A 23,244-nucleotide genomic window follows, 5' to 3' on the forward strand; every position below is an offset into this window, starting at 1 on the left:
ATCACTCCCGTTCGGCGGTCTTCTCCGCTGCTTCCCGGCGCTGCCGGTAGAGCAGGATTCCCGCCGCGACCAGCCAGATCACCGCGTAGACGAGCGCCCGCATCGCACTCCAGTTCGCGGCGAGCAAACCGATCGCCACGCCACCGGCCACGCCCAGGATCATCACGGCATTCGGCTTCGAGTTCTTCCCCACGGTGCGAATCATCGCACGTCGATGAGTTTCGGGCGGCCGCGTCGTCGGTACCGGTAGCGAGCGACGAATGGGAGACGTGGTCATGGACGACGCGCAGGTGCAGAACTGGGTGCGAGCCGAACGGCTCGCCCTCGCCGACTTTCTCGAAGACCTCACCCCCGGCGAATGGGCAACGCCGTCGCTGTGCCCCGGCTGGACGATCCACGACGTCCTCGCCCACGTCAGCACCACCGATACGCTGCGCGAGACCCTCGTGGCCGTCCTGCGCGCCAAGGGCAACTGGAACCGGATGAACGCCGACATGGCCACCACCCGCGCCGCCCGCCACACCCCGGCCGAACTGCTCATCGAACTCCGCGCCTTCGCCGACTCGACCCGCCGCGCACCCGGCGCCGGCGTCCTCGACCCCCTGGTCGACATCATCGTCCACGGCCAAGACATCGCCCGCCCCCTCGCCCGCCCCTACGAAACCCCCGTCGACCGCGTCGTCCCCGCCCTCGACTACACCATCGCCAGCCGCTTCTACGGCGCCAAGAAACGTTTCCGCGCAACCCGATTGACCGCCACCGACACCGACTGGACCTACGGCGAAGGCCCCGAAGACATCAAAGCCCCCGCCATCGACCTGCTTCTTCTCGCCACCGGTCGCACTGCCTGACACAACGAGAAATCGGTGCGAATCAGCTGACTCGCACCGATTTTCGCGCTATCCGATCACTTCAGTTCGGCGCTGGTCTTGCCGAGGATGCGCCGGGCGACGATGAGCTGCTGGATCTGCTGGGTGCCTTCGAAGATGTCGAGAATCTTCGAGTCGCGGCCCCACTTCTCCAGGAGCAGTCGCTGCGAATAGCCGACGGCGCCTGCGAGTTCCACGGCCTTGAGGGTGACGTCGGTGCCGGTGCGACCCGCCTTGGCCTTCGACATGGAGGCCTCGAGCGAGTTCGGCTTCTTGTTGTCGGCCATCCACGCCGCGCGCAGGGCGAGCAGGTAGGCCGCCTCGTAATCGGCTTCCATCCGCAGGAATTCGGCCGCCGCGGCGTGCTGGTTCATCGCGGGGGTGTCGTAGGAGATGTCGACGCCTGCCTCGGTGAGGATGGTGCGCAGCTCCTCGAGCGCGGCGCGGGCGACACCGATGGCCATGGCGGCCACCAGCGGGCGGGTGTTGTCGAAGGTCTGCATGACCCCGGCAAAACCCTTCTCCACGTTGACTTCCGGCGAACCAAGGATGTTGTCCTTCGGAATGCGGCAGTCCTGCAGCAGCAGTACCGCGGTGTCGGAGGCCTTGATGCCGAGCTTGTGCTCGAGCCGTGCCACCGAAAGACCCGGAGCGTCACGCGGGACGACGAACGACTTGATCGCCGCCCGGCCGAGGCTCTTGTCCACCGTCGCCCACACCACGATGTGGGTGGACCGCTCACCGGCGGTGACGAAGATCTTCTCACCGTTGAGCACCCACTCGTCACCGTCGAGGACGGCGGTGGTCGATACGGCGGCCGAGTCGGAACCGAACGCCGGCTCGGTGATGGCCATCGAGGCCCATACCTTGCCGAAGCGTTCCAGCTGCTCATCGGTGGCCACGGCCGCGATCGCCGCGTTGCCAAGGCCCTGGTAGGGGATGGTCAGCAGCAGGCCGACATCGCCCCACGCGGTTTCGAGGGTGTTCATCAGCGACGACATGTTGCCGCCGTTGGCGTTGGCCGTCAGCAGGTCGGTCGCGGTGTCGCCACGACCGCCGGAGGCGCCGCCGATCTGCTGGGTGCCCGAGTCGGCGAGGCCTTCGACCATGGCCGACATGGTGTCGAGTTCGACCGGGTACGCATGCTCGGCGAGGTCGTACTTGCGTGAGATCGGACGGAAGATCTGGGCGGCGACCTGGTGGGCCTGGTTGGCGCTCGCCTTCAGCTTCTTGGGGAGTTCGAGATTGATCATGGGAAGTCTCCTGGAAGGTAAGAAAAGCGGCCGCTACACCAGCACGATGCCCTCGGCGACGCCGATGGCACGAAGATCGCGATACCAGCGCTCGACCGGGTGCTCCTTGGTGAAGCCGTGGCCGCCGAGCAGCTGCACACCGTCGAGGCCGATCTGCATGCCCTTGTCGGTGGCGAGCTTGCGCGCCAGCGCCGCCTCACGGGCGAACGACAGGCCCTGCTCCGCGCGCGAGGCACCGCGCAGGGTGACCAGGCGCAGACCGTCGAGCTCGATCGCGATATTGGCGACCATGAACGCCACCGCCTGGCGGTGCGAGATCGGCTCGCCGAACGCCTCACGCTCGTTGACGTAGGGGATCACGTAGTCGAGCACGGCCTGACCGGTGCCGACCGCGAGCGAGGCCCAGCCGAGGCGGGCCAGCTGCACGGCGTCGGCGTACTCGGCGGCCCGGGCGGCGGCGTCACCGTCGCCGAGGATCGCGTCGGTACCGACCGCGACGTTGTCCAGGATCAGCCGACCCAGACCGGCGGCGCGCAGACCCATGCTCGGGTCGGCCTCCACCACCAGGCCCGCCGCGTCGGACTCGACGATGAACAGCGCCGGGCGTCCGTCGAGCTCGGCCGCCACCAGGAACAATTCGGCGTCGGCGGCCGCCGGGACCAGGCTCTTCACGCCGTTGAGGCGGTAGCCGCTGGGGGAGCGGGTGGCCTTGGTCTGCAGGGCGAACGGGTCGAACAGGGCGCGCGGCTCGCTGATGACCACCGAGGCCTGCGGCACGTTCTCGCCGGTGAAGGCGGGCAGGTAGGTGCGCTGCTGGGCGTCGGTGCCCCACTGCGACAGCGCGACCGCCACACCGCTCGGCGCGAGAATCGGCAGCGCGAGCCCCATGTCGCCGTAGGCGAGGGCCTCGGCCACCAGCGAATTGGTGACCGCGCCGCGCTCGGCGGCCGCACCCTCGAGCTCCTCGGGCACATTGATCAGGGTGATGCCGAGTTCGGCGGCGCGATCGAGCAGATCGCGCGGCGCCTTGGCGGCCGCGTCAGCTTCGTAGGCGGCCGGGCGCAGGATCTCACCGGCGAAATCCTTCACCGTCTCGACGATCATCTTCTGGTCGTCGGTGGGGGTGAGGTCGAAGTAGTCCTTGGTCTTGGCCTCGTTGTCGGGTAGCCGCTTGGGTTCGCCGCCGCCGGTGACCTTGCCGAAGGTGCGGGTCGCCGCGCCAAGGGTCCGGAACCCGGTCTTGGTGCCCTCGTAGGTGATGCGTTCGATGGGCTTGCGCAGCTTGTACTTGCCGGCGAACTCCGACCCGGTCACCGTCGTCAACGCGCGCATCGCAGCGCCCATCCAGTCCCGTTTGGGCTGGTTGAGGCCGACCGCGGACGTGTCGTTCGGACGTCGCTTCGTCGCGCTGTCTCGAGTGCTCATCATCACCTGATTTCCTCGGCTGTCGGGACGCTCCGTGGCCCCACTATCTTACTCTCCGGTAAGACTATCTTACTCCGGAGTAAGAAGCGCAAGGAAGAACCGGGAAATCGCCGGATTCTGTCACGCTGCACAGGTGCGCGTCCTCGTATCGGTGTTCGCGCTCGTCCTGCTGGTGACCTCGGGCCGCTACGGCTATCACCGCGACGAGCTGTACTTCCTCGCGGCGGGTAGGCGGCTGGCGTGGGGTTATCCGGATCAACCGCCGCTCGTGCCGCTGCTCGCGCGGGTGATGTCGGCGGTCGACCCCGACGCGCTGTGGGTGTTGCGGCTGCCGTCGGTCGTCGCCGCGGCGGTGGTGGTCGTGTGTGCCGGTGCGATGGCGGGCGCGCTCGGCGGTGGGCGTGGTGCGCGGGTGCTCGCCGGTGGGGCGGTGGCGAGCGCGGCGCTGGTGCAGGGCGTCGGGCACTTGCTCACCACGACCGTGTTCGACCTCGCTGTGTGGTCGCTGGTGTGCCTGCTCGTGCTGAAACTGCTGCGGGCACCGGAGGGCGCGTCGCCGATGGTGGTGGTGTCGAGCGCACCGGTCGACCGCGAGACGACGTGGACTGGCGATCCGCGCTGGTGGTTGCTGATCGGCGTGCTCGTCGGCGTCGGATTGTTGAACAAGGTGCTGTTGATCGCACCGGTGGCGGTGCTGGTGGTGGCGTTGCTGCTGACTGGGCAGCGAAAGGTGTTCACCACGAAGTACTTTCCGTGCGCCGTCGGCATCGCGGTGGTGACGGCGCTGCCCTATCTGTGGTGGCAGGCGCGCAACGGATGGCCGCAATGGGAGCTGAGCCGGGCCATCGCGGGCGGTTCGTCGGGGACCTCGGATTCGCCGATCATGTTCGTGCTCTTGCAGTTCGGGTTGTTCGGTCCGCTGCTGGTTCCGCTGTGGGTCTACGGGTTGTGGCGGTTGTGGCATTCGCGCTACCGCGCGTTTCCGCTGACCTACGCGGTGTTGTTCGTGCTCTTCCTCGTGACCGGTGGCAAGGCGTACTACCTCGGTGGGATGTATCCGGTGTTGCTCGCGGCCGGATCGGTCGGCCTTGCCGGGTGGCTCGGGCGGGCCGGGAAGCGCTGGCTCGCAGCAGCTTCCGTGATCGCGCTCAACGCTGTCATGTCCGCGTCGCTGTTCCTACCGGTGCTGCCGATCGAGGCGATCCCGTCGTCACCTGTTCTCGCCGTCAACTACGACGCGGGCGAAACCATCGGCTGGTCTCGATACGTCGAACAGATCGCCGCCACCCGTCCGCCGGGTGCTTCGATCCTCACCGCCAACTACGGCGAAGCAGGCGCTATCGAGCACTTCGGTCACGAATATGGCCTGCCCACACCGTATTCCGGTCACAACGCCTACTGGTGGTGGGGACCGCCACCCGATTCGATCACGGTGGTCCTCACCGTGGGTATCGACCGCGAGCGGCTCACCGGGCTCTGCGCGAGCATCGAACCCCGAGGCGCCCTCGACAACGGCCTCGGAATCGACAACGACGAACAGGGTGAACCATTGTTCCTCTGCCGCAACCCGATTCGACCCTGGTCGCAGGTCTGGCCGGAGTTGCGGACTCTCGGCTGACCCGATCTCGCTGTCGCGGGCAGGCGTCGGCGCCCACGTCATCTGGCGGTCGTGCCGACTCCGCTGCCGCAGGGACCTTCAGAGCCCGTGCCGGTCGAGGAAGTCGGTCAGCACCTTCTGCCACTCCTCGGGTCGCTCGACCATCACCACATGCCCGGCCGCGATCTCCGCGTACTCGGCGCCGGGGATCGCGGCGGCAAGGGCTCGTGAGTCGGCCGGATCGACGAGCAGGTCGGCGGTGGTCGCGACGACGAGGGTCGGCACTGCGATGGCGGCGAGATCTGCTGTCGTATCGACGGTTTCGACGAGGGCGGCCTGTGCGCGGGTCCCGCCGGGGATCGCGGCGGCGGTCTGGCGGACGACATCGTCGACCGTGCCGGTCGGTAGACCGTTCACGAAATCGGTGGAAAACCCGGTGAGCAGGACCAAGCGTGCGAAGGCCTCGCGAGCGTCCCGGTCGAGCAGATCCTGCCAGGCCTGCACGGCCAGACGGGCGCGGTGGTCGGGTGTGGCCAACCCCGCGGTGAGCAGCAGCCCGGTGACCCGCTCGGGATGGCGGGCGGCGGCACGCACGGCCACCGCGGTGCCGAGGGAGAACCCGACGATGGTGAACGTCTCGACCCCCGCGTCTACGGCGGCCGCGACGAGCGCGTCGGCGAGGGCGTCGAGGGTCAACGGGGTGTCGTCGCCCGGATAGTCCGAGGCGACCACGGTGTGACCGGCGGCGAGCGCGGGGATCACGGGGCCGAAGTTGCTCTCGATGCCGCCGCCCGCGCCGTGGGCGAGCACGATGCCGGGGCCGGAGCCGTGAACGGTGGTGTGCAGCGGAATTGTCGTCATGACGGCGACGTTAGGGATTGACATGGGTGTGAAGGTCAAGCCGAACGTGCCGGTGATCACATGCTGATCGGCGAACTCGCGCAGCGCACCGGGGTCGCCACCCGGCTGCTGCGCTACTACGAGGAACAAGGTCTGCTGCATCCGCGCCGCGACAGCAACGGCTATCGCAGCTATCCCGAGGCAGCGGTCGCCAGGGTCGCCCGTATCCGGGATCTGCTGGCGGCGGGCCTGAATACCGACGAGATCGCCGACCTGCTCCCGTGCGCCGAGCACGACGGGCCGGTCCAGGCCTGCGAGAAGTCGGTGCGCATCATGGCCGATCGGACGGCCGAGCTGGACCGCCGCATCGCCGACCTCGACCGTCAGCGTGCACACCTCGCCGCCCAGCTCGACGCGAGTCTCGCCGGCAGCGGCGCACCGATCCCCGGTGTGAGCCGGTAGATGCCGCCGCCGTCACCACCGGGAGCGGTCACTGCGTCGAGCTGGCCGGCGTCACCGACCAGAGCGGGCCGAACTCATTCGCGCACGTAGAACCGCAGCGTGAGATAGGCGGTTACGGCGGCGAAGACGATGCCGACGGGCGCGATGGTCAGGGCGACCACCGCGATGTCGTCACCGGTGATGCGCGGGAACACATTGCTGTCGAACAGCGGGCCCAGCGCCCGGTCGATCACCAGCGGACGCGCGATCACCAGGCCGAGGACCGCCAGCACCGAACCCACGAAGGCGGCCGCCACCGCCTCGAGCAGGAACGGTAGCTGCGTATACCAGCGCGTCGCGCCGACCAGGCGCATGATGCCGACTTCTGTGCGCCGGGTGAACGCCGCGATCTGCACCATGTTGAGCACCAGCAGCATCGCGGCCAACGCCATCACGAGCGCCAGCCCGAACGCGGCATTGCGCAAGCCGTCGAACAGGCTCACCAGCCGGTCGACGAACTCCTTGTCGTTGGCGACGATCCGCACGCCCTCCCGCGTCGCGAACGCGTCGTAGATGTGCTGGTACTGGTCGGCGTCGGTCATCTTCACCCGCAGCGAGGCGGGCAGGGGAGAGTCGGCGATGTACTGCACCATCTCCGGCTGGTCCTCGAACAGCTTCTTGGCCTCCTCGAGTGCGTCGGCGCGGTTGAGGAACTGCACACTCTCCACCCCGGAGGTCTGCTTCATGTCGGCCAGCAGGGACTTGCACGGCTCGGCGGCGCAGTCGGGATCGGTCTCCGACACCGAGTCGTCGAGATAGAAGCGCACCTCGAGGCGGCCGATGAAGAAGTTCTCGGTCTTGTCGGCCATCCGCACCGACAGCATGCCGCCGCCGAGCATCATCAGCGACACCGCGGTGGTCAGGATCATCGCGACGGTCATCGTCAGGTTGCGGCGCAGACCGTCGGCGACCTCGGTGAACAGGAAACTCAGTCGCATTATCGCCCCACCCCGTAGACACCGGTCGCCTCGTCGCGCACGAGTCTGCCGTGGTCGAGTTCCACCACCCGCCTGCGCATCGCGTCGACGATGTGATTGTCGTGGGTAGCCATCAGCACCGTGGTGCCCACCCGGTTGATCCGCTCCAGCAACGCCATGATGTCGGCGCTGGTCTCGGGGTCGAGGTTGCCGGTCGGCTCGTCGGCGAGCAGCACCAGCGGCCGGTTGACGAACGCGCGCGCGATCGCCACACGCTGCTGCTCACCACCGGACAGCTCCGAGGGCAACCGATTGCCCTTGCCGCCGAGCCCGACCATGTCGAGCACCTCCGGCACGGTGCGCTCGATGAACTGACGGCGCTTGCCGATCACCTCCAGCGCGAACGCCACGTTCTGCTCCACCGTCTTCTGCTGCAACAGCCGGAAATCCTGGAACACGCACCCGATGCGCTGGCGCAACTTCGGCACCTTGCGGCCGGGTAACCGGTCGACCCGGAAATCGGCCACCCGGATCTCCCCGGAGGTCGGCGCCTCCTCCTTGAGCAGCAGCCGCATGAACGTCGACTTGCCGGAACCGGACGGGCCGATGATGAAAACGAACTCGCCCTTGTCCACCTCGACGGAGACGTTGTCCAGCGCCGGCCGCGTCGACGTTTTGTACGACTTGGAAACGTTGCGCATGGTGATCACGAGGAGCCAGTGTAGCCAGCGGGCTGCTCGTGACGGGTGCCCCGACGACGTCGGCGGGGCGCTACTGGGTGGGATTCACCCAGGACGGGACGGAATTGATCAGGGTCACCGGCTCGGTGGTCGTGCCGTCGGCCGGCTTCACGAACAGGTAGACGACGAAGGTCGATACCCAGGTGGCGATCAAGATCGCCGTGGACTTACGCGGTTTCACTGATTCCTTCCTTACGCAGGGCGGCGGCCACACGCACGCGCAGCTCACGCCCCACCTCGAATTGTTTGCCTGGCAATGTGCGGGCAACCATCCGAATGTTCATCTCGTCGAGCGACAGATCCTCCACGCCCATCACCGAAGGCTCGTCGAGCAACAGCGGTTTCAGGCGGGCGTCCTGATAGGCCTTGGTGCACACCTCGTGCAGCACCTCGTTGATCTTGTTGATGTCGGCTTGGGCCGACACCGGCACATCGATCGCGGCGCGCGCCCAGTCCTTGGACAGGTTGGTCACCTTCACGATCTGGCCGTTGGGAATGGTGATCACCTCGCCGTCGGCATTGCGCAGCGTGGTGATGCGCAGGGTCACGTCCTCGACGGTGCCCTCGGCGGGGTCGGCCGAGCCGGTGACCGCGATCTGCACCACGTCACCGAAGCCGTATTGGCGTTCGGTGATGAGGAAGAACCCGGCGAGGATGTCCTGCACGATGCGCTGGGCGCCGAAACCGAGCGCCGCGCCGAGCACCGCCGCGGGCGCGACGAGCCCGGTCACCGAAAAGCCCAGCCGCCGAAGCACTTCCATGCCGACCAGCACATACACGATGGTCAGCACCACCCAGGTGATGACCTGGGCGAGCGCGTGCCGGTGCTTGGCCGCCTCGGTGCGGACAAGGGCGTCGCTCGAGTGGAACGAGGCATCGATCTTGGTGGTCACCCGGTCGCGCACGAACGCCGCGAACCGACCGAACAGCATCGCGCCGACGACTAGTAGGACGATCTCCAGGCCGCTGGAACGCAGCCAGGCGGTGATCTCCGTACCGCCGTTCATCGCGAGCACAGCGTTCATCGCGTCGCCCCGTGGGGCGCGCGCAGGCACAGTTCCGGTCCGTTCGAACACACACCAGAAAGGTTACAGGCCGGTCACGGCGCGTCGTCAAACGTGAACAACGACACCATCGGCGAGCGAACCGCTGGCTATGCGTCGGCCTGTTCGCGCATGCGCCAACGGATTCCGGATTCGATGAAGCCGTCGATGTCACCGTCGAGCACCGCCGAGGGGTTGTTGACCTCGTAGTTGGTGCGCAGATCCTTGACCATCTGGTACGGATGCAGCACGTAGGAGCGCATCTGGTTGCCCCACGAGGCGCCCTCGTTGGTCTTGAGCGCGTCCATCTGGGCCCGCTCCTCCTGGCGCTTGCGCTCGAGCAGCTTGGCCTGCAGCACGCGCATGGCCGAGATCTTGTTCTGCAGCTGCGACTTCTCGTTCTGGCAGGTCACCACGATGCCGGTGGGGATGTGGGTCAGGCGAACCGCCGAGTCGGTGGTGTTGACGCTCTGTCCACCGGGACCCGAGGAGCGGTACACGTCCACCCGGATGTCGCCGTCCGGGATCTCGATGTGGTCGGTGGTCTCCACCACGGGCAGCACCTCGACCTCGGCGAAGGAGGTCTGGCGGCGGCCCTGGTTGTCGAACGGGCTGATCCGCACCAGGCGGTGGGTGCCCATCTCGACCGACAGCGTGCCGTAGGCGTACGGCGACTTCACCGCGAAGGTGGCGCTCTTGATGCCGGCTTCCTCGGCGTAGGAGGTGTCGTAGACCTCCACGCTGTACTTGTGCCGCTCCGCCCAGCGGATGTACATCCGCATCAGCATCATCGCCCAGTCGGCGGCGTCCACACCGCCCGCACCGGAACGGATGTTGACCAGTGCGTCGCGCTTGTCGTACTCGCCCGAGAGCAGGGTGCGCACTTCCATCGCCTCGATGTCCTCGCGCAGCGACGCCCGTTCGGCGTCGGCGTCGGCGAGGGCCTCGGTGGCGGCGGCGCCCTCTTCGGCCTCGGCGAGTTCGTAGAGCACCGGCATGTCCTCGAGCCGCTGGCGCAGGTCTTCCACCCGGCGCAGTTCGCTCTGGGCATGCGACAGCTCGCTGGTCACCTGCTGGGCGTGCTCCTGGTTGTTCCACAGTTCGGGATCGGCGGCCTGGTGCTCGAGTTCATCGATGCGGCGGCGCAGCTCCTCGACATCGAGGACCGACTCGACCGTCTTGAGCGTGGTGTCGAGTTCGGCGAGGTCGGCGATAACGTCAGGATGCACGATGTCCAAGGTTACCGGTCGGCACCGACACGGCGAAACACGCGTACCACCACGTCAGCCCGCGACGGCGCGCAGACCACCCGGGCGGCGGCCGACGAGGTCGTCCAGGGCGGCGGCGCTCGCCGCGTCGGCGGGCAGCAGAACGTAGAGCTGCTGATCGTCGTCGATGGACAGATCGAGCGATTCGTACGCCAGCCGCAGCTCACCGGTCTCGGGATGGCTGATCCGGTTGATCCCGCCCGAGGGCGGCAGGCCGGGCAGGCGCGCGAGCCGGTCGGTGAAGGCGGAGCCCGCGGTGACGGTGAGTTCGTCGACCAGTGCGGCGACCATGGGATCGGCGCGGAACGGGCCCTGTTTCAGCGACGCCACCAGCTTGTCGGCCGCCTGGTCCCAATCCGGGTAGAGGTCGCGCGCACCCGGATGGGTGAAGACGAATCGCGCGATATTGGCTGGTTCGCCCTGGTCGAACAGGCCGCTCGGACCCATCAGCCTGCGGTAGCCCTCGGTGCAGGCGAGGACCTCGGTGAAGCGGTTGGTGATCGCGGCGGGTGCGGGTTCGAGCTGGTCGAGGATCGCGCGGACAGTGGGGCGCACCGTGCGGTTGGGTCCGTTCTCGGTCGCTCCGCAACTGAAACCGGACATGCCCTTGGTGAGCTGATGCAGATGCACCCGTTCGCGCGGGGTCAACCGCAGCGTCTCGGCCAGCGCCGACAGCACCGGCGGCGAGGGGTGCCGGTCGCGTCCCTGCTCGAGCCGGATCAGGTACTCCACGCTCACACCCGACAGCATCGCCACCTCGGCGCGGCGCAGGCCGGGTGTCCGCCTGCGCGTACCCGTCGGCAGGCCGACCTCCGCGGGGGAGACCGACTCACGCTTGGTGCGCAGGAACAGACCGAGTTCGTTGTCGCTCACCGGACCGACGGTACCGAGCCTCGCGCCGGTGAGAGTGGCCGTGCCACTACCACTCTCAGCGTGGTCTCCCTGACAGGCCGACGAGCGACGACATTGGGTTGCACCGGCCGATCGGGCCGGCACCGACGAATTCGAGGAGCACACCGTGTCCGCATTGAAACTCGCGATCATCATCGGCAGCGTCCGCGACGGGCGGTTCGGGCCTGTGGTTGCCGAGTGGTTCGCCGCGCAGGTCGATGATCGGTTCGATGTCGATGTGATCGATCTGGCCGAATTCGATCTTCCGGCTGAACTGCCTGCGGTTCCGCCTGCGATGGATCCTGATCCCGAGCGGCCGTCGGGGATGGTGGCGTTGTCCGATCGGCTTGCTGCTGCCGACGCTTATGTTGTTCTGACGCCCGAGTACAACCGGAGTTATCCGTCGGCGCTGAAGACTGCTATCGACTGGCACTTCACTCAGTGGGATCGCAAGACGATCGGGTTCGTCGGGTACAGCGGGGGGACCGGTGGTGTGCTCGCCATCGAACATCTGCGTCAGGTTTTCAACGAACTCAACGCACATACTGTTCGGGATTATGTGTCGTTCCCTCGGTATTACCTGCTGTTCGACGAGGATGGTCGGCTGCGTGAGCCCGAGGGGTTCGAGGCTGCGGCGAAAGCGATGCTCGATCAACTGTTTTGGTGGGCGACGGCATTGGCGGGTGCGCGATCCGTGGCGGTTTCTGCTTGATCTGTGGGGGAGCGTGGTCTGACGGGTGCTCAGCTGCATGGCGCTGCTCGAGTTTGCTACCTGCCGTACTCCCCGCCGTGCGGAACTACTGCGGTGTTTTGTGCACCACGGGAGTATTGGGCTGTGTTTTTGGAGCGCTGGCGCGCCCGAGCGCGGCCCCTGAGGGGCCGCGCGAACAGCGCTCGAGACTCGCGCCTGCGGCGCATGCGCTTCGAGCGCTGTTCGCGCGGCCGGGCCGCTACGCCGCTTCGCGGCGGACCCTCCTCGAGGTCGGGTCGTGGGGGCTGGGAGTGCGGTCATGGCGGACTCGAGTAGTGCCACTTTGGCTGGGAGTGCGGTAGGTGGCGGACTCGGGCGGTGCCACGTGGGTTGGGAGCGCGGTAGGTGGCCGACTCGAGTGGTGCCACGTGGGCTGGGGAGTGCGGTAGGTGGCGGACTTGGGCGGTGCCACGTGGGTTGGGAGTGCGGTAGGTGGTCGACTCGAGTGGTGCCACGTGGGTTGGGGAGTGCGGTAGGTGGCGGACTCGGGCGGTGCAGTTTGGGCTGGCGGTGCGGTAGGCGATGGACTGGAGTAGTGCCACGCGGGCCGGGTGTGCGGTAGGTGCGGACTCGAGTGGTGCCGTGGGCTGGGTGTGCGGTAGGCGGTGGACTCGAGTAGTGGCGCGGGCTGGGCGTGCGGTAGGCGGTGGACTCGAGTAGTGGCGCGGGCTGGGCGTGCGGTAGGCGGTGGACTCGGGTGGTGCCGTGTGGGCGGGAGTGTGGTTGGTGGTGGACTCGGGGAATCCCATTCGAGTTGGGGTTGGGGCTCGCCATAAACTCCCCTCGTGGCTGCCTACTCCGCTGACCTGGACCTTGCTCTTCGATTGGCCGACGAGGCCGACGCCATCTCCAAGGAGCGCTTCGGCGCCGTGGACCTGAAGGTCGACTCGAAACCGGATCTCACCCCTGTCTCGGATGCCGACCTCGCGGTGGAGCAGGTGATCCGCCGGGTGCTGAGTACCGAACGCCCGGACGATGCCGTGCTCGGCGAGGAGTTCGGCGGCGATGCCGAGTTCACCGGGAGGCAGTGGGTGGTCGACCCGATCGACGGGACCAAGAACTTCGTTCGTGGCGTTCCCGTGTGGGCCAGCCTGATCGCCCTGCTCGAGGACGGTGTCCCGGTGGTCGGTGTGGTCAGCGCACCCGCACTCGGTCGCCGCTGGTGGGCGGCGGCGGGCTCGGGCGCGTGGGCTCAGGTTCATCCTGGTGCTCCGAAACCCATCACGGTGTCGGCGGTGGGCGAGCTGGACTCGGCGAGTTTGGCGTTCTCCTCGCTGTCGGGCTGGCATGAACGCGGGCTGCGGGAGAAGTTCATCGACCTCACCGACGAGGTGTGGCGGGTGCGGGGGTACGGCGACTTCTTCAACTATTGCCTGGTGGCGGAGGGGGCGGTGGATATCGCCGCCGAACCGGAGGTCTCGCTGTGGGACCTGGCGGCCCTCGACATCCTGGTCCGCGAGGCGGGCGGCACGTTCACCTCCCTGGACGGGCGCCCCGGTCCGCACGGCGGCGACGCGGTGGCGACCAATGGCTCCCTGCACTCCGAGGTCCTTGCCCGTTTGCGGGCGTGAGAAGCGAGTTATCCACATGTGAGCAGATCCCGGTCGTGGCCATGATCGGGGTCGGTGGAGGGGCTGCGGTCCCGGCGCTCGATCGTAGGATGGCCCGGTGAGCAATTCCGGCGCCACAGCCCCCGATGCCGACGACTTCCCTCCGGAAGACTTCCCGCCCGACGATCCCTACTCGTCGGGCGGCGGTTACGTCTCCGAACACGATTTCGACGACACCGGCGGCTTCCACTTCGACGACCTCGCCCCCGCCATCCCGGGCCGGGCGGCGGCTCCCGCACGCGGTGAGACGGCCGACGAGGTCTTACGCCGGGTCTTCGGCTACGACAGCTTCCGTGGTGACCAGGCCGCCATCGTCGAGCAGGTCATCGGCGGCGGTGATGCGCTCGTCCTGATGCCTACCGGCGGCGGCAAATCACTGTGTTACCAGGTGCCCTCGCTGGTCCGCCCCGGTGTCGGTGTCGTCGTCTCACCGCTGATCGCGCTGATGCAGGACCAGGTCGACGCGCTGAGTGCCCTCGGGGTGCGGGCCGGGTTCCTCAACTCCACCCAGTCGCCCGATCAGCGCCGCATGGTGGAGGCGCAGTTCGTGACGGGCGAACTGGACCTGCTGTATCTGGCGCCGGAACGCCTGCGCCTGGAATCAACGCTGCGGCTGCTCGATCGCGGCACGGTCGCCCTGTTCGCCATCGACGAGGCGCACTGTGTGTCGCAGTGGGGCCACGATTTCCGGCCGGACTATCTCGCGCTGTCGCTGCTGCACGAGCGCTGGCCCGATGTGCCGCGCATCGCGCTCACCGCCACCGCCACCGCGAAAACCGCCGCCGAGATCGTCGAACGACTCGATCTGGGTGAGGCGAAGCAGTTCGTCGCGAGCTTCGACCGGCCCAACATCCAGTACCGGATCGAGGGTAAGAACCGGCCCGACCGGCAGCTGCTCGAGTTCATCCGCACCGAGCATCCCGGCGACGCGGGCATCGTCTACTGCCTCTCGCGCAACTCGGTGGAGAAGACCGCCGCCATGCTCAACGAGAACGGTGTGCGGGCGGTGCCGTACCACGCGGGTCTGGACAACCGTGTGCGCGCGGAGAACCAGGCTCGGTTCCTGCGTGAGGACGGGCTGGTCGTGGTGGCGACCATCGCCTTCGGCATGGGTATCGACAAACCCGACGTGCGGTTCGTCGCCCACCTCGACCTGCCGAAATCGGTGGAGGGCTACTACCAGGAGACGGGCCGCGCGGGCCGCGACGGTCTGCCGTCGACGGCGTGGATGGTCTACGGGCTGGCCGATGTGGTGCAGCAGCGCAAGATGATCGACTCGAGCGAAGGCGACGCCGCCCACCGCAGGCAACTGCAACTACACCTGGACGCGATGCTCGCCCTGTGCGAGACGGTCAATTGCCGACGCGCGCAACTGCTGAACTATTTCGGTCAGCAGCCGACCGGACAGGGCTGCGGCAACTGCGATGTGTGCCTGAACCCACCCGAAACCTGGGACGGCACCGTCCCCGCGCAGAAACTGCTCTCCACGGTGCTGCGGCTCAAACGTGAACGCGGACAAGCCTTCGGCGCCGGTCACCTCGTCGACATCCTGCTCGGCAAGACCAACCCGAAGATCACCCAGCACCGCCACCACGAACTCACCGTCTTCGGTATCGGCACCGACCTGCGCGACACCGAGTGGCGCGGGGTGGTCCGTCAGCTGCTGGCCGGCGGTTTCCTTGCGGTACAGGGGGAATACGGCGTCCTCGCCCTCACCGACGTGGGCAACGAAGTGCTCTTCGAGGGCCGCAAGGTGGCGTTGCGTCGCGAGCCCGAACGTCCCACCCGGCCCGCGCGCGCTCCGAAGGCGGCGAAGGCCGCGGCCGACCTGCCCGCCGCCGATGTGCCACTGTTCGAACGTCTTCGGGCCTGGCGCGCGGCCACCGCCAAGGAACAGGGTGTGCCCGCCTACGTGGTGTTCCACGACGCGACCCTGCGCGAGATCGCGGCCCGCAAACCCGGCGACCTCGCCGCTCTCGGCACCGTCGCCGGGGTCGGTGAGAACAAGCTGGCCCGGTACGGGGAGGGGGTGCTGGCCACGCTGGCGGGCGACTAGCGGAAAGGGAACTCGCGACGGATCAGGGGGTGCCGCGTTAGTGTCGATTCATGGCCAATGGTGAAGGCTCCGAGTCGGAGACGTCGGGTGGGTCGAGCTCGGGTGGCGCGGATGCCCTCGCGCCGATGCCGCATCGGCATATCGACCCGGCGGTCGCACCGTCCTTGCTCGGTGGCCACCGCCCGGTGCACCGGGGCAGGCCGCGCTGGTCGACGGTGGCACTCGTCCTCGTCTTCGCCTCCGCGCTCGCCCTCTATCTGCTGCTGCGTCCGGGCGGCTGACCCGGCGGAGACCGTAATGTTTGTGATGGCGCGGACCAGCACCGCCCACCACACCCTTGTGAATTCCGGTAGCCGCACGTCATAGCACTTCCTGCGCCGCCTTCCACGGCGCACCGTTGGCCTCCTCGACCGATCGAACGGTGATCGGTCCGCGCAAGGAGGCGACGGCCATGGTCTGGACCAAGTGGGCGATCCAAGGGGTGTGCACGGCTCTCACCGCGACCGGATTCGTCTGTGCCGCAGCACAAACGGTGTCGGCGGAACCGTCGGTGGTCACTGTGATCCAGGATCTGCGCCGGATCGTCGCGCCCACCGTGCCCGGTACCTACGGCGGCGACACAGCGGTGGTCATCCTCGGCTACGGACTCACCCCGGAGGGCACCATGCGCGAAGAACTGCTTCGCCGGTTGCGGACCGGCTATGTGCAGGCGGTGTTCGCGCCGTGGTCGCCGATCATCGTCACCGGCGGCAACCCACAGGCGGGTCGCAGCGAGGCCGACGCCATGGCGGGCTGGCTCGAGGACGCGGGTATCGACCCCGCCCGCATCCTGCGTGAGCCCCACGCCGACTCCACCATCGGCAACGCCGACCACACCGCCGCCCTGATGACCGAACACAACCTGACCTCGGCCGTCCTCGTCACCTCCGCCGACCACGTCACCCGGGCGCGCGCCGCCTTCGACGCGGCCGGGGTCACCGTGGTCGGCGAACTGACGCCCGACACCGCCCCCTGGCCCCACCTACCGCTGAGCATCGATCAGTTCGGCCCCATGCTGCCCGCGGACTAGCCGACGGTGCGGGCGACTGTGATCGCACACAGTATTCCGCGACTGTGCCGACGCCCGTCACGACCTGGGCCGATCGTAGGGGCACGGACTCCGAGTCCTCTCCCGGCAACTTCGAGGTGACACCAGATGCAGCTCCACCTGTCCGACCGCGACATCCTCGCCGAGCTCGAATCGACGGCCGAGGACAACCTCAACGACCACCTGGCCAAGGCCAAGGACTGGAACCCGCACGACTACGTGCCGTGGGACGAGGGTCGCAACTTCGCCGCCATGGGTGGAATCGATTGGGAACCGGGGCAGTCCAGGCTCAGCGAAGTGGCGCGGGCGGCCATGATCACCAACCTGCTCACCGAGGACAACCTGCCCTCCTACCACCGTGAACTGGCCGACACCTTCGGCCTCGACAATGCCTGGGGCACCTGGGTCGGGCGCTGGACGGCCGAGGAGAACCGGCACGGCATCGTCATGCGCGACTACCTCGTGGTGACCCGCGCGGTCGACCCGGTCGCCCTGGAACAGGCGCGGATGGCGCATATGACCGCCGGTATCGCCAAGCCGGAGAAGGGGTCCCAGTTCCTGCGCGGCGTCGCTTATGTCACCTTCCAGGAACTGGCCACCCGCATCAGCCACCGCAATACCGGCACCCTGTGCGGCGATCCGATCGCCGACCGGATGCTCGCGCGCATCGCCGCCGACGAGAACCTGCACATGATCTTCTACCGCAAACTGTGCGGCGCCGCCCTCGAGCTCACCCCCGACGCGGCCATGGCCGCGATCACCGATGTGATCCTGCGTTTCCAGATGCCCGGCCTCAACCAGCCCAACTTCCGCCGCAACGCGGTCCTGCTCGCCAAGCACGGCGTCTACGACCTGCGCCAGCACCTCGACACCGTGCTGAAGCCGGTCCTGCGCACCTGGCGGATCTTCGAACGCTCCGATTTCGGCCCCGAGGGCGAACGCGCCCGCGACGAACTGCACGCCTATCTCACCGATCTCGAGGTCAAGGCCGCCCGCTTCGAGGAACAACGCGACCGCGCGCTGGCCCGGGCCGCCGCCCGCGCCTGATCCGGCCATGGAATAAACCGCTGGCGCCGTCACTTACAGTTGACCGTTATGAAGGAGAAAGGCCGGAAGGTCATCGCGACCAACCGCAAGGCCCGGCACAACTACACGATCCTCGACACCTACGAGGCGGGGATCGCGCTGGTCGGCACCGAGGTGAAGAGCCTGCGTGAGGGCAAGGCCTCGCTCGTCGACGCCTTCGCGACGGTCGACCACGGCGAGGTGTGGCTGCGTGGCCTGCACATCCCCGAGTTCAGCCACGGCACCTGGACCAACCACGCGCCCCGGCGCAACCGCAAGCTGTTGCTGCACAAGCGTGAGATCGAGCACCTGGTCGGGAAGTCCCGCGAGGGCAACCAGACGCTGGTGCCGCTGTCGATGTACTTCTCCGACGGCAAGGTGAAGGTGGAGTTGGCCCTGGCCAAGGGTAAGCAGGACTACGACAAGCGCCAGGATCTGGCTCGCCGCCAGGCCGAGCGTGAGGTCACCCGCGAGATCGGTCGGCGGGTCAAAGGCATGCGTTGATCTCCGTCGTCCTCGCCCTCATCGCGGCGGCGGGTTACGGAGTCAGCGACTTCTTCGGCGGCATCGCGGCCCGCAGAGTCACCGCTCTGCGGGTCGTCGTCGTCTCGTATCCATGGTCGGTGCTGCTGGTCCTGCTGATCGCACCGCTGGTCGGCGGGCATCCCGACACCGCGTCGATGCTGTGGGGCCTGGCCGCCGGGGTGGCGAGCGGGCTCGCGGTGTGGTGGTTCTACGCCGCGCTCGCCGACGGGCCGATGGCGGTGGTTTCCCCGGTCACGGCGGTACTGGTGGCCGGTATTCCGGTGATCGCGGGATTCTTCCTCGGTGAGCGTCCGGGCCCGGCCGCGATCGCCGGTATCGCGCTCGCGCTCGTCGCGGTGGTGCTGGTGAGTCGCGAGGCACCGGACGAGACCACCGAGGAGATCATCGGCGGACGGCAACTGCGCTTCTCCCGTCGCGTCGCCCTGCTGACCGTCGGGTCCGGCGCCGCGTTCGGTTTCGCCTTCTTCTTCCTGCACGAAACCGACCCGGCCGCCGGGCTGTGGCCGCTGCTCGGCCAGCGCGGCGCGGCGACAGCGGTGGTATGGATCTGCGCTCTGGCCGCCGGTCAGTTCGCCGGCCTGCACGGTGAACCGCTGCGGTTGGCGTTGTGGATCGGCGTGCTCGACGTCATCGCCAACGCCGCCCTGCTCTACGCCTTCCACGGGGCGATGCTGTCGGTGGTGAGCGTGATCGGTTCGCTGTACCCGGCCGCCACCGTGCTGCTGGCGATGGTGCTGCTGGGCGAACGAATCAGCCGCACCCAGAAATTCGGGCTGGTACTCGCGCTCGCGGCGGTCGCGATGATCGCCGCGGGCTGAGATCTACAACCGGGTGCAGGGTTCGTGCAGCCCGAGCCTGGCCAGCGTCGAACCCTGGTAGCCGACCGCGACCGCCCGCGCACCCATCGGCGCGCTGTCGTCGGGCTGGAACACCACGGTCCACTCCTTGCTCAGGTCGGGCGCGTCCGCACCGACCGGATGGATGGCGACGATGCCTTCCCCGTCGGGTTCGAGCCCCTCGGCGGCCCGCCGCAACCCCTCCCGGGTGAGCTCGCCCCGCTCCGCCGCCTCGGTGAGCAATGCCCTGAGCGGGTAGGAGATGGCCCAACCCAGCGAATAACCGAAGTTGGACGGTTCGTGATCGGTCGCCTCACGTGCCTTCTGCGCGCCGACACTGTCGCCGGCCCAGCTGTCGACGGGAGTCATGTAGTTGTAGCGGGCGGCGAGCGCCGGCGCGGCAGCGGTCTGGTGCAGTGCGGCGTTCCAGGTGGGCAGCGAACCGAGGAACCGGCCGGTGAACCCGGCGCGCACCAGCTTGCCGACGATTTCGGCCGTTTCGGCGGGGCCGGTGGCCAGCATCACCAGATCCGGGCTGGCGGCGAGCACCTCCTGCACCGGCCCGTCCTGATTGCCCACCTCGCCGTTGGGACCGGTGTCGATGCGGTCGGCGATGGTCGCGCCGTTCGCGAGCGCCCACTTCAGCGCGCCGCTGGCGTAGTCGCCGCCGTAGTTGCCCCGGTAGGACACCACCGCGATATTCGTCGGCGCATAGTGGTTCTCGGCGAACCAGTCCAGGCCCATCACCGCTTCGGTGCAGTAGGAATAGCCCGCGCTGAGCACCAGGTTGCGGTCGGCGCTGCGGTAGTTCCAGCCCGACCACTGGGTGGCGGCGGTGCTCACCATGTTGTCGGCGTCCATCTGGTTGAGCATCGCGATGGTCTGCGAAGTGCCGAAACTCATCGCGAGGGCGAGCACATTCGGTTCGATCTCGGCGTAGCCGGCACGATGCCTGCCCGGGTCGAGGGACGTATTGCGGCTGTGGGTGGTGATGTCGATGTCGTAGCCACCGATCCCACCCGACTCGTTGACCTGGTTCCAGAACGCCAGCTGCCCCTCGTTCATCGACGAACCGAGCGCCGAGAACGGGCCGTCGGCCAGGTCCGAGAGCACTCCCAGGTACAGGCAGCCGCGATCGGGGTGCGTGGACCCGGGGCAGGGTTGACTGCTCACGCCGGGAGCTTGCTCGGACTCACCTGCCGAACACGCCGCGGCGAGCACCAGCCCGGCAACAGCCGGAATCACCGCGACCCGGCGCAGCCCACGCCGACGGGGGAATGCCATCAATCAACTCCTTGGTCCAGCCGCCCAGGCGATCTCGCTTCTCCCGGTTCGACCGATCGAGAACGATACTCGCCCCCACCGACTGTGCCGGACCAATCGGCCGGTTCCCTACCCGGTCACCACGACGCCTCCCCGCGCTGGCAGAAATAAGGGGAAGAAACCGGCAAGCACGGGTGTTAATATGACTAGCCCGCAAGGTGCGGGCACGTACGGGGCTGAACGGTTTCGACTGCGTACGTTGATTCAGGGGAAGCGTGTCGGTGCAGGCAAGAGACCACCGTAAGCGTCGTTGCAACCAATTAAGCGCCGATTCCAATCAGCGCGACTACGCTCTCGCTGCCTAAGTAGCGAAGCGTGTCTGTCAGTCCGGGTTCGTCCCTCGACCCGGGTACTGGCATCAGCTAGAGGGAATCACCGTCCAGGTCGGTCGCGGATCTGGGCGGGACATCGAACAGCGACTGGGATCGTCATCCGAGCTTGTTCGCGAGACCCGGAGATCCGAGTAGAGACATAGCGAACTGCACACGGAGAAGCCCTGAAGACGCGGCGGAGGACCCGGGTTCGATTCCCGGCAGCTCCACTCAAAGCCCCTCACCTGACACACAGGTGAGGGGCTTTTCCGTGGGATCAGCCGCCCGCGCGACGGCGGAACGTGCGCTTTCCACCCGCGGCCGCGGACGTGCCGCGGAGCTTGGCTTCGTTCTGGGCGGCGCCGGCCACGGAGGCGTTGCCGTTTTTGCGTTCCAGGGCTTCGCGGAACTTGCGTTTGGTCGCCTCGGTGGGTGACTCGGTCGGGTTTTCTTCTTCGGACATGGGGGTAAGCCTGCCATCTGTGTGAGGGCGCCGTTACCAGCTCGGTACGATCCAGCCAGGCGGGGGCCGGGCAGGAGGGACGCGGGCGTGATCGAGGTATGGGGTGCGCGGGTCGCGGTGCGGTACGCGGACGGGCGCTTGGTGACGACGCCGCTGCGGGCCGACAACGAGATCGCCCTCGACGTCGGTGTGGCCGAACTCGCGCGGATCGCCCTGGCGACCACCGAGGACGGGCAGATGGCGCTGCTGCTGTTCTTCCGGTCGGCGGAGTTCGTGGTCGGTGGTGAAGCGACGCAACGGCATCCGGTGCCGGTGTTCCTGGAGACGGGATTGCGTGAGCAGGCTCAGGTGCTGGTTCGTGCGGTCGAACGCGATCTCGTCGGCCTGCGCCGGGTGTTCCCGCCACGTCCGAGTCTTGTTCCGCCACGTCCGCTTCTCGGCCCGAACGGCCCGCGACGACCCGATGTCGGGGCGGCGGCGGCCCGCATGCGGCACGCGGGCAACTGCGCCCGCGAGATCGATACCCTGCACGCCGCCGCCCGCCCGGACGAGTACGTCCTCGAGCTGGCGCAGGCCGGGCACGAGGGCGCGCCGGGCCTGCTCGTGATCACCACCCTGCGGTTGCTGTTCGTTTCCGCGTGGGCGATGTACGAGTTCCCGGTGTCCGTACTCACCGGCGCCTCGGTGCGGTCGGGCGCGGAAAACATGGTGACGCTGCGGATTTCGGGTGCGGGCACCGATCTGGACTTCCACGACTGGACCGCCACCGACTTCGAGCGGATGGCCGAGGCGATCCGCCTGGCCTGCGAGATCGAGCACGTCGACGGATCGATCGCGCCGTCGCTGCCGTCTTCGGCCGACCTGTTCGGCGAGTGGCAACTGCTGGTAGAGCGGCGCAAACTCGGGATGGTCGCCGACGAACCGTTTCGCCGTCAGGCCGTCGGCATCATGCTGACCATGCCGGGCTGAACACCGGCGCCCCCGCGTGCAACGCCACCCGCCGCCAGGGACTCGACGGCCGGAGGTGCAGCCCCGCGATCATCCGGCGACGTTCCGCCACTTGACTTTTCGCGGCCGACAGATCCTGGGTGGCGGCCCAGAAGATGGCCCCGGTGAGGAATCCGTCGCCGAACTGGCGCCAGTTGCGATAGTGCTGACGTGCCCGGTCGAGCCCGGTGAGCATGTGGTCGAAGGCCTCGTCCTCGGTGAGGTAACCGGCGGTGCAGGAGGCGCGTGCGATGAACACCAGCCGCGCCAGATCCCAGGCGGTGGCGTCGTTCTGCAGCGGCGCGGGCAAGTTGTCGGTGATGCCGAGTTTGATGGCCTGCAGCCAGGCGTCGTAGTCCCGGTCGATACCGGCCGGACCCCGGTAGCCCCGGAAGCCCGACAGCGTGTGCAGGAATTCACGGTGCTCGTCGGCCAGCCCCGACCGGTCGACCCGCCCGGTGTCGGTGGCCGCGGCGACGGCGAGCGGGTGGACGAGCTCGAACAGCGGCGCGTGCATGCCCGCCAGTAGCCGTCGGATGGTGTCGCGCGCGTCCTCGGCGTGGTCGACGCCCCACGATTCGTGCAGGCCCTCGATCGCGGTCTCGCGGCGCGTGGCGGAACTGCCGGGCTCCTCCGGCAGGAAGGCGACACTGTCGCAGTAGGCGCCCCAGCTGCGCCCGTAGTAGGCGCCGACGGCCAGCGCCCTGATCCGGTCGTCGTCGAGCGCCGCGCCCGACCACACATCGGGTTCGGGGTCGATATCCGCGCCGGGAAACCCCGCCACGCGCGGTCGCCCGTGCACTGAGCCTGCCGATTGCATCCAGCCACCCCTCCGCCGAGCCGAACGTTGTGCTGCCAGATCTTA

Annotated in this window: 25 protein-coding genes and 1 other RNA gene; 13 read left to right on the plus strand and 13 right to left on the minus strand. The window is 68.0% G+C overall.

Annotated features, from left to right (window positions below; genetic code table 11):
* Position 1 precedes the first annotated feature (1 nt).
* Positions 2-193 (minus strand): hypothetical protein, encoded by a 192-nt coding sequence (locus tag LDL21_RS05080; protein WP_225278968.1) that lies wholly within the window; start codon positions 191-193, stop codon positions 2-4.
* 67 nt (positions 194-260) lie between these two features.
* Here LDL21_RS05080 and LDL21_RS05085 point away from each other — a divergent pair, with 67 nt between their 5' ends.
* Entirely contained in the window at positions 261-851 is a 591-nt protein-coding gene (locus LDL21_RS05085; protein WP_225278969.1) for a maleylpyruvate isomerase family mycothiol-dependent enzyme, read from the plus strand.
* A 56-nt stretch (positions 852-907) separates the two neighbouring features.
* On the opposite strand, the gene LDL21_RS05090 is transcribed toward LDL21_RS05085, so the two are convergent.
* Together LDL21_RS05090 and LDL21_RS05095 are read right to left on the minus strand one after the other, a co-directional pair.
* Entirely contained in the window at positions 908-2,122 is a 1,215-nt protein-coding gene (locus LDL21_RS05090; protein ID WP_225278970.1) for an acyl-CoA dehydrogenase family protein, read from the minus strand.
* A 33-nt stretch (positions 2,123-2,155) separates the two neighbouring features.
* Positions 2,156-3,553, minus strand: coding sequence for an acyl-CoA dehydrogenase family protein (locus LDL21_RS05095; RefSeq protein WP_372462137.1), 1,398 nt, complete (start codon positions 3,551-3,553; stop codon positions 2,156-2,158).
* Between the two features lie 127 nt (positions 3,554-3,680).
* Between LDL21_RS05095 and LDL21_RS05100 the strand changes: the two genes are divergently transcribed.
* Entirely contained in the window at positions 3,681-5,165 is a 1,485-nt protein-coding gene (locus LDL21_RS05100; protein WP_225278971.1) for a glycosyltransferase family 39 protein, read from the plus strand.
* 78 nt (positions 5,166-5,243) lie between these two features.
* Here the strand turns inward: LDL21_RS05100 and LDL21_RS05105 are convergent, their stop codons facing one another.
* A complete protein-coding gene (locus tag LDL21_RS05105; protein WP_225278972.1) occupies positions 5,244-6,005 on the minus strand; it encodes an alpha/beta fold hydrolase in 762 nt (253 codons plus the stop codon).
* A 60-nt stretch (positions 6,006-6,065) separates the two neighbouring features.
* Between LDL21_RS05105 and LDL21_RS05110 the strand changes: the two genes are divergently transcribed.
* Positions 6,066-6,446, plus strand: a complete 381-nt coding sequence (locus LDL21_RS05110) for a MerR family transcriptional regulator (protein WP_225278973.1) — start codon at positions 6,066-6,068, stop codon at positions 6,444-6,446.
* A gap of 74 nt (positions 6,447-6,520) precedes the next feature.
* Here LDL21_RS05110 and ftsX read toward each other — a convergent pair whose 3' ends face one another.
* The 6 genes from ftsX to LDL21_RS05140 form a co-directional block, all read right to left on the minus strand.
* Positions 6,521-7,423, minus strand: coding sequence for a permease-like cell division protein FtsX (gene ftsX, locus LDL21_RS05115; RefSeq protein ID WP_067491644.1), 903 nt, complete (start codon positions 7,421-7,423; stop codon positions 6,521-6,523).
* Entirely contained in the window at positions 7,423-8,103 is a 681-nt protein-coding gene (gene ftsE / locus LDL21_RS05120; protein WP_210740346.1) for a cell division ATP-binding protein FtsE, read from the minus strand. Before ftsE ends, ftsX begins: the two co-directional genes overlap by 1 nt.
* Positions 8,104-8,173: 70 nt before the next feature.
* Positions 8,174-8,323: an Rv3103c transmembrane domain-containing protein gene (locus LDL21_RS05125; protein ID WP_157102088.1), complete on the minus strand. Its 150-nt coding sequence runs from the start codon at positions 8,321-8,323 to the stop codon at positions 8,174-8,176.
* Complete coding sequence (locus LDL21_RS05130) at positions 8,310-9,167, minus strand: mechanosensitive ion channel family protein (RefSeq protein ID WP_225278974.1); 858 nt, start codon at positions 9,165-9,167, stop codon at positions 8,310-8,312. Before LDL21_RS05130 ends, LDL21_RS05125 begins: the two co-directional genes overlap by 14 nt.
* A gap of 128 nt (positions 9,168-9,295) precedes the next feature.
* Positions 9,296-10,414, minus strand: a complete 1,119-nt coding sequence (prfB, locus tag LDL21_RS05135) for a peptide chain release factor 2 (RefSeq protein ID WP_067491755.1) — start codon at positions 10,412-10,414, stop codon at positions 9,296-9,298.
* A gap of 54 nt (positions 10,415-10,468) precedes the next feature.
* Positions 10,469-11,326 carry a helix-turn-helix transcriptional regulator gene (locus LDL21_RS05140; RefSeq protein WP_225278975.1) on the minus strand — a complete coding sequence of 286 codons (858 nt, stop codon included), beginning with the start codon at positions 11,324-11,326 and terminating at the stop codon, positions 10,469-10,471.
* Between the two features lie 145 nt (positions 11,327-11,471).
* Between LDL21_RS05140 and LDL21_RS05145 the strand changes: the two genes are divergently transcribed.
* The 8 genes from LDL21_RS05145 to LDL21_RS05180 all read left to right on the plus strand — a co-directional run bounded on the left by LDL21_RS05145 (position 11,472) and on the right by LDL21_RS05180 (position 19,277).
* Positions 11,472-12,056, plus strand: coding sequence for an NADPH-dependent FMN reductase (locus LDL21_RS05145; RefSeq protein WP_225278976.1), 585 nt, complete (start codon positions 11,472-11,474; stop codon positions 12,054-12,056).
* Between the two features lie 824 nt (positions 12,057-12,880).
* A complete protein-coding gene (hisN, locus tag LDL21_RS05150) occupies positions 12,881-13,666 on the plus strand; it encodes a histidinol-phosphatase (protein ID WP_225278977.1) in 786 nt (261 codons plus the stop codon).
* Positions 13,667-13,763: 97 nt separating this feature from the next.
* Positions 13,764-15,761 (plus strand): DNA helicase RecQ, encoded by a 1,998-nt coding sequence (gene recQ, locus LDL21_RS05155; protein WP_372462138.1) that lies wholly within the window; start codon positions 13,764-13,766, stop codon positions 15,759-15,761.
* Between the two features lie 50 nt (positions 15,762-15,811).
* Positions 15,812-16,042 (plus strand): WLR motif membrane protein, encoded by a 231-nt coding sequence (locus LDL21_RS05160; RefSeq protein ID WP_067491761.1) that lies wholly within the window; start codon positions 15,812-15,814, stop codon positions 16,040-16,042.
* Between the two features lie 170 nt (positions 16,043-16,212).
* On the plus strand, positions 16,213-16,830 hold the full coding sequence (locus LDL21_RS05165) for a YdcF family protein (RefSeq protein ID WP_225278978.1): 618 nt from the start codon (positions 16,213-16,215) through the stop codon (positions 16,828-16,830).
* Between the two features lie 126 nt (positions 16,831-16,956).
* Positions 16,957-17,895 carry an acyl-ACP desaturase gene (locus tag LDL21_RS05170; RefSeq protein ID WP_225278979.1) on the plus strand — a complete coding sequence of 313 codons (939 nt, stop codon included), beginning with the start codon at positions 16,957-16,959 and terminating at the stop codon, positions 17,893-17,895.
* A 48-nt stretch (positions 17,896-17,943) separates the two neighbouring features.
* Positions 17,944-18,417: an SsrA-binding protein SmpB gene (gene smpB / locus LDL21_RS05175; RefSeq protein WP_067637187.1), complete on the plus strand. Its 474-nt coding sequence runs from the start codon at positions 17,944-17,946 to the stop codon at positions 18,415-18,417.
* Positions 18,414-19,277 carry an EamA family transporter gene (locus LDL21_RS05180; RefSeq protein WP_084456655.1) on the plus strand — a complete coding sequence of 288 codons (864 nt, stop codon included), beginning with the start codon at positions 18,414-18,416 and terminating at the stop codon, positions 19,275-19,277. The genes smpB and LDL21_RS05180 overlap by 4 nt, the downstream gene beginning before the upstream one ends.
* A gap of 3 nt (positions 19,278-19,280) precedes the next feature.
* On the opposite strand, the gene LDL21_RS05185 is transcribed toward LDL21_RS05180, so the two are convergent.
* Positions 19,281-20,579: an ABC transporter substrate-binding protein gene (locus LDL21_RS05185; RefSeq protein ID WP_225278980.1), complete on the minus strand. Its 1,299-nt coding sequence runs from the start codon at positions 20,577-20,579 to the stop codon at positions 19,281-19,283.
* A gap of 211 nt (positions 20,580-20,790) precedes the next feature.
* Here LDL21_RS05185 and ssrA point away from each other — a divergent pair.
* Positions 20,791-21,162: a transfer-messenger RNA gene (gene ssrA / locus LDL21_RS05190) on the plus strand.
* A gap of 44 nt (positions 21,163-21,206) precedes the next feature.
* On the opposite strand, the gene LDL21_RS05195 is transcribed toward ssrA, so the two are convergent.
* Complete coding sequence (locus LDL21_RS05195) at positions 21,207-21,392, minus strand: DUF5302 domain-containing protein (protein ID WP_067637179.1); 186 nt, start codon at positions 21,390-21,392, stop codon at positions 21,207-21,209.
* Between the two features lie 87 nt (positions 21,393-21,479).
* On the opposite strand from LDL21_RS05195, the gene LDL21_RS05200 reads away from it, so the two are divergent.
* Complete coding sequence (locus LDL21_RS05200; RefSeq protein ID WP_067491773.1) at positions 21,480-22,361, plus strand: hypothetical protein; 882 nt, start codon at positions 21,480-21,482, stop codon at positions 22,359-22,361.
* On the opposite strand, the gene LDL21_RS05205 is transcribed toward LDL21_RS05200, so the two are convergent.
* The gene (locus LDL21_RS05205; RefSeq protein WP_225278981.1) at positions 22,339-23,163 is read right to left on the minus strand and encodes a DUF1266 domain-containing protein; all 825 of its coding nucleotides are present in this window, start codon (positions 23,161-23,163) and stop codon (positions 22,339-22,341) included. The genes LDL21_RS05200 and LDL21_RS05205 overlap by 23 nt on opposite strands.
* Between the last annotated feature and the right edge of the window lie 81 nt (positions 23,164-23,244).

Source organism: Nocardia rosealba (assembly GCF_020216065.1).
GTDB lineage: Bacteria > Actinomycetota > Actinomycetes > Mycobacteriales > Mycobacteriaceae > Nocardia > Nocardia rosealba.

Bases quoted from the DNA above. Each gene is read 5' to 3' on its own strand.
- LDL21_RS05185 (WP_225278980.1), bottom strand. From the start codon at position 20,579: ATGGCATTCCCCCGTCGGCGTGGGCTGCGCCGGGTCGCGGTGATTCCG.
- LDL21_RS05165 (WP_225278978.1), top strand. From the start codon at position 16,213: ATGGTCTGGACCAAGTGGGCGATCCAAGGGGTGTGCACGGCTCTCACC.
- LDL21_RS05085 (WP_225278969.1), top strand. From the start codon at position 261: ATGGGAGACGTGGTCATGGACGACGCGCAGGTGCAGAACTGGGTGCGA.
- LDL21_RS05170 (WP_225278979.1), top strand. From the start codon at position 16,957: ATGCAGCTCCACCTGTCCGACCGCGACATCCTCGCCGAGCTCGAATCG.
- ftsX (WP_067491644.1), bottom strand. From the start codon at position 7,423: ATGCGACTGAGTTTCCTGTTCACCGAGGTCGCCGACGGTCTGCGCCGC.
- LDL21_RS05090 (WP_225278970.1), bottom strand. From the start codon at position 2,122: ATGATCAATCTCGAACTCCCCAAGAAGCTGAAGGCGAGCGCCAACCAG.
- LDL21_RS05130 (WP_225278974.1), bottom strand. From the start codon at position 9,167: ATGAACGCTGTGCTCGCGATGAACGGCGGTACGGAGATCACCGCCTGG.
- LDL21_RS05160 (WP_067491761.1), top strand. From the start codon at position 15,812: ATGGCCAATGGTGAAGGCTCCGAGTCGGAGACGTCGGGTGGGTCGAGC.
- LDL21_RS05105 (WP_225278972.1), bottom strand. From the start codon at position 6,005: ATGACGACAATTCCGCTGCACACCACCGTTCACGGCTCCGGCCCCGGC.
- LDL21_RS05110 (WP_225278973.1), top strand. From the start codon at position 6,066: ATGCTGATCGGCGAACTCGCGCAGCGCACCGGGGTCGCCACCCGGCTG.
- ftsE (WP_210740346.1), bottom strand. From the start codon at position 8,103: ATGCGCAACGTTTCCAAGTCGTACAAAACGTCGACGCGGCCGGCGCTG.
- smpB (WP_067637187.1), top strand. From the start codon at position 17,944: ATGAAGGAGAAAGGCCGGAAGGTCATCGCGACCAACCGCAAGGCCCGG.
- LDL21_RS05195 (WP_067637179.1), bottom strand. From the start codon at position 21,392: ATGTCCGAAGAAGAAAACCCGACCGAGTCACCCACCGAGGCGACCAAA.